Annotated in this window: 5 protein-coding genes and 1 pseudogene; 4 read left to right on the top strand and 2 right to left on the bottom strand. The window is 64.7% G+C overall.

What is annotated here, in order from left to right:
- From traN to BLV04_RS24030, 4 genes are all read left to right on the top strand, one after another.
- Nucleotides 1–443, top strand: a 443-nt coding sequence (traN, locus tag BLV04_RS24045) for a conjugal transfer protein TraN (protein WP_175534795.1), incomplete at its 5' end; no start/stop codon positions are given.
- 67 nt (nt 444–510) lie between these two features.
- Entirely contained in the window at nt 511–780 is a 270-nt protein-coding gene (locus BLV04_RS24040; RefSeq protein ID WP_093038653.1) for a type II toxin -antitoxin system TacA 1-like antitoxin, read from the top strand.
- The gene (locus BLV04_RS24035; protein ID WP_093038649.1) at nt 777–1,301 is read left to right on the top strand and encodes a GNAT family N-acetyltransferase; all 525 of its coding nucleotides are present in this window, start codon (nt 777–779) and stop codon (nt 1,299–1,301) included. Before BLV04_RS24040 ends, BLV04_RS24035 begins: the two co-directional genes overlap by 4 nt.
- A gap of 227 nt (nt 1,302–1,528) precedes the next feature.
- On the top strand, nt 1,529–2,023 hold the full coding sequence (locus BLV04_RS24030; protein WP_342721930.1) for a phosphodiester glycosidase family protein: 495 nt from the start codon (nt 1,529–1,531) through the stop codon (nt 2,021–2,023).
- A 319-nt stretch (nt 2,024–2,342) separates the two neighbouring features.
- On the opposite strand, the pseudogene BLV04_RS24025 reads toward BLV04_RS24030, so the two are convergent.
- Nucleotides 2,343–2,948, bottom strand: a pseudogene (locus BLV04_RS24025) (IS3 family transposase); the annotation flags it as partial.
- A 177-nt stretch (nt 2,949–3,125) separates the two neighbouring features.
- The gene (locus BLV04_RS24020; RefSeq protein ID WP_245732022.1) at nt 3,126–4,310 is read right to left on the bottom strand and encodes a carbohydrate porin; all 1,185 of its coding nucleotides are present in this window, start codon (nt 4,308–4,310) and stop codon (nt 3,126–3,128) included.
- Between the last annotated feature and the right edge of the window lie 192 nt (nt 4,311–4,502).

Below are 4,502 nucleotides of genomic sequence, written 5' to 3'. Positions count from 1 at the left end.
ATCGCGTCGGATCCTACTGTAAAAAAGAGGTGCTGACCTGGTGCGTGGAGAAGCGCGAGAGCTATTGCTGCTTCAACACCCCGCTCGCGCGGATCTTGAACCAACAGATCCGCCCGCAGCTCGGACGCGATTGGGGCGAGGCGCAATCACCGGAGTGCTCGGGGATCGACATCCGGGATTTCGCGCGCGTCGACTGGACCCGGGTGAATCTCGACGAGTGGCTGGCGATCCTCTACGAGACCGGACACTTCCCGACCCTGGAGACCCTCACCGTCGAGGACCTGACCGGCGCGGGCAGCCCCTTGGCCGTGCACGCCGTCGGACGACCGGATGCGGCGACGCGCACCACGCAACGCAGCGACGGACTCGACAGCGAGGAGGTCCGCAAGGCGGCCGAGTCCGAGCTGTGGCGCGAGACGCTTCCGGCTCTGCCGGCCGAGTAGGCCACTCTTGACATGTATTGCAGAGCGCTATACGTTTTCCGGCATCATGATCGATCCGAGGATGCCGATGACCAGCCCGTCGACCTGTCTCATGGTCCGTCTCGACGCCGTCAGCAAGGACAGCGTCGCGCAGGCGGCGAAGCTGCGCCACGTCAGTATCAGCGATTACGTGCGTACGGTCGTCGTCGCTCAGGCGCAACGCGAGCTGAGCGCCGCCCGGCAGCGCGTCATCGCCCTGACCGCCGACGAGCAGCTTGCCTTTTGGCAGGCGCTCGACGAGCCGGCTCGGCTCACCGAGGCGCAGCACGCACTCGGTGCCTTGATGCGGGGCGAATGAACGCTGTCCGTTTCCCGGACGGCTACCGTCTCGAGCCCCTTCGCAAGAGGCACCCGCGCGCGGTCTTCCGCTGCGGCCAAGCTCAGGTCGACGACTGGCTCGCCACCAAGGCGCTGCAGAATCAGGACAAGCGCCTGTCTGCAACGAAGGCGCTGATCGCCGGACCGGGCGACATTGCCGGGTTCTATACGCTCGCAACCGCTCAGGTCGACTTCTCCGACCTGCCGCCGGAGCTCATCCGACACCTGCCCCGCCGGGATCTACCGGTGGCGGTGCTGGCCTGGCTCGGCGTGGACGTGGGTCACCGAGGTTTGGGTCTCGGGCACCGCCTGCTCGCGCAGGCGCTCTTGGATTGTCACCTGGCGAGCCGAATCTTTCCGGTCGTGGCGGTCATCCTCGACTGCATCGACGAACCGGCCAAGGCGTTCTATCGGCGCTGGGACTTCCGCGAGCTGCCGGGATACCGGCAACGCCTCTATCTGAGTTGGAAGCAGCTCGACGCCATGATGCAGGACCAGTGAAAGGATTCCGGCAGCCGGGTCGATGAAGACGCCGATCCGACGAGAGCGAGCCGGTCGCATGCGCAGGTCGTTCAACGCCCGTCCAGCGTGGCCGCGCATTCTCCTCCTGGCCCTTCTGCTGCCGGCTTCGAACGCGCTCGCCGCGGACTGGGCGCCCGCCGGGGAGTCGCAGAGGAAGGACATCAGCGCGGACCTCGCCTTTATCAAGATTCCGCAGCGAGGGCTGCGTGGCCGGGGTCAACGGCGGCTTCTTCCATCCGGATCGGCAGCCGTGCGAGCTCGTGATTTCCAAAGGACAACGGATCAATCGCTTCGGGACCGCAAAATTCCCGAGCGGCAAAATCTACAGCGACGAGCGCGGCATCCACCTCGTCCGGCGTGGTCGGTTCCATGATCACCCACACATCACCGCCTTGTTGCAGACGGGCCCCTATCTCGTGGAAAACGCACGTCCGGTGCGGGGACTGTCCACCGCCGATCCGCGGCGCAGAACCTTCGTCGCCACGGATTGGCGCGGACACTGGGTCATCGGTGCGACCCCGAGCGGTCTCACCCTCGCCGAGCTTGAGGCAATTCTCGCTTTCCCGGACGACCTGACGCCTTGGAGGGTCGACCGCGCCATCAACCTCGACGGCGGATCCTCAAGTGAACCGCTCGGGGAATCTCGGAGACTCGTTGGTGTGAGTCACGCCACCAGGGCAAACTCGTTGAGTTCTCGATAATAAGCGTCTCCGCGAGGCATGGAGAGCGGAGCGAGGCCGAGCGGCCCCCGGTAGGCGTCGGCGCGTGCGTGCCGCCGCAGTGGCGAAGCGGCCGTGGTCGCGCAGCCGCGAAGGCGGTATGCAGAGCGCATCCGACACGCCGTCGAGCCATTCGTCGCAGGGCCGTGCGCAGCCCGACCGCGCCCTTCGGGCGCACGTCGTGGCGCAGCGCGGCCCGGAGCGGGGCGAACCGGGGCCAAAACAGGTCGTCGCCAAGGAGCGAGTCCGTCCGGCCGCAGGAGCCCCCGGACGGATTCACGAGCGACACGCGACTCTCCGGTTCCGCCTCGGCCGGTGGCACATGCCCGATCGACCCCGGGAGCCGTCGGTGATTGAACCAGTCGACCCAGGTGAGGGTGGCCAACTCCACAGCCTCGCGGTTCTTCCAAGACTGGCGATGGATGACCTCGGCTTTGTATAACCCGTTGATGGTTTCCGCCAACGCATTGTCATAGGAGTCGCCGACGCTACCCACCGACAGGGCAATGCCGGCTTCACCCAGGCGCTCGGTATAGCGGATCGAGACGTACCGGGAGCCCCGATCGCTGTGATGGATCAACGCGCCCTGGCGGGCGGGGCGACGGACCGCCAAGGCTTGTTCCAGGGCATCCAGGACGAACGCCGTGCGCATCGAACTGGAGACTTTCCAGCCCACGATGCACCGGGCAAAGACATCGATGATGAACGCCACGTAGACAAAACCCTGCCAAGTCGAGACGTAGGTGAAGTCCGACACCCACAGGGCATTCGGTAGCTGCGCCTGAAATTGCCGGTTGACGAGATCGTCTGGACACGCCACGGCCTTGTCGCTGAGTGGAACGTCCCGCTGTTTCGCTATAACTCCTAAATCAGCCGCCGGAGTTGCGCGAGATGCGCCTCGTAACCCAGGCTTAACGTGTGCCGTGGAAAGGCGGTCCTATCCAAGTAAGTGAAAGATCGCCTCGACGCGACACGGTTTAGGAGATTCTCTTGTGTCATGAAACCGCGTCGACTCTAGTGGGTTTGGGTAGCCGCGAGGTGAAATGCCCCTGCAATAGGGCATGACGCAACGGAGGCGATTTCATCAGAACTCCGAGACCAAGCGCAGCCCGAAGATCCAGCCCTCGATGTCCTCGCCGCTGTCGTAATCGTCAGCCATGTACTGGATGTCGGCGGTGAGGGCGAGGAAGTCGTTGGCGGCGAAGCGGTAGTAGAGCTCGGCGACGTTGGTGTCGGCGATGCCGGTGTCGGCACCGTCGAGATAGCCGTAGGCGATGCCGACGGTATCGGCCTCCCTGCCCCAGAGCCCCCCGCCGATGTTCAGACCGCCGGTGTAGAGGCCGCTGTAGTCGAGGATGTCCTTGTAGTCGGTCCAGGTCAGGCGCAGGAAGGCACCCAGATGATCGCCGAAGGCCTGGTCGAAGGACAGGCCGTAGCCCATCAGATCGGTCTTCTCCGAGGCGTCGTCCGCGGCGAGCGGCGCCCCGTCCTGCGCGGCCTCGTCCGTCCCGTCCGTCGCCGCCGTCGCCTCGCCGAGGTCCGCGCGGGGCGTGAAGAAGGCCGTGGAGGTGCCGGTGATCACGGCGCGGTAGTTGCCTTCCCCGAGCGCGCTCTCCAGACGATAGCCGACCTGCGCGCCCCAGAAGTTGTAGTTGTTGCCGTCGTCGTTCTCCCCGATGTTCAGTGCCGCGGCCTTGATCTCCCAGTCCCCCAGCGCCAGCTCGAGCGCCGCGCCGGCATCGTAGGAGGGCAGATTGAAGCCGCCGGAGTTCACGAACGCCTCGTTCATGAATTGGGTGAACTCGTCGTTGGCGTAGGCGTTCTCGTCGAGATAGGCGGTCGAGTCGATAATGCCGAAGGTGGTCCCGAGGGTCGCCTCCTCGCCCAGCGAGAAGGTGTGCTTGTACCAAGCCTGCAGCAGATAATCGCGCGCGCGTCCGTTGATGTCCCGCAGGTCGTCCTCCAGATCCACCGCCCAGGGCGCGAGCACGAAGGGGGAGACGGCGTTCAGGCCGTTGTCCACCGCATAGCCGAGCAGGGCGTAGAACTCGTCGCGCTCGCTCGGGCGAACGCTCAATTCAAGCTGAAACGGCATGCCGCCCCGGCAGGTGTCTCCGTCCAGCGACTGCCCGTCCTCCGTGACCAACCCGCCGAGACCCTCCTGGCATTGACCCGACGCGCCCAAGACCATGCCGAGCGAGACGGACTCACTCAGGTCGTGGGCCCAACTCGGCGAAGCGACGACAGCCAACAGACTGGAGGTAAGCATAGCCAGTGCAAGCTTGCTCCAGGTGGGGGGGGTGAAGGTGGGATACAGACCCGACACTCTAGCTGGATACGGAACACTAATACGCATCATATACATCTATACCTCATATAGGCACAAGCTCGCATTTCTTGAATGCCTGGAATTTCAGCGTGAGTAAAGAGTCCAGCTCCTTCTTGTGCGTGGTGTGCGTTT

This window comes from Thiocapsa roseopersicina (assembly GCF_900106925.1).
Classification (GTDB): Bacteria; Pseudomonadota; Gammaproteobacteria; order Chromatiales; family Chromatiaceae; genus Thiocapsa; species Thiocapsa roseopersicina.
Note: the sequence above shows the minus strand (reverse complement) of the source record. Positions and strands in the feature narration are given on the sequence as shown.

Bases quoted from the DNA above. Each gene is read 5' to 3' on its own strand.
- BLV04_RS24020 (WP_245732022.1), bottom strand. From the start codon at position 4,310: ATGCTTACCTCCAGTCTGTTGGCTGTCGTCGCTTCGCCGAGTTGGGCC.
- BLV04_RS24035 (WP_093038649.1), top strand. From the start codon at position 777: ATGAACGCTGTCCGTTTCCCGGACGGCTACCGTCTCGAGCCCCTTCGC.
- BLV04_RS24040 (WP_093038653.1), top strand. From the start codon at position 511: ATGACCAGCCCGTCGACCTGTCTCATGGTCCGTCTCGACGCCGTCAGC.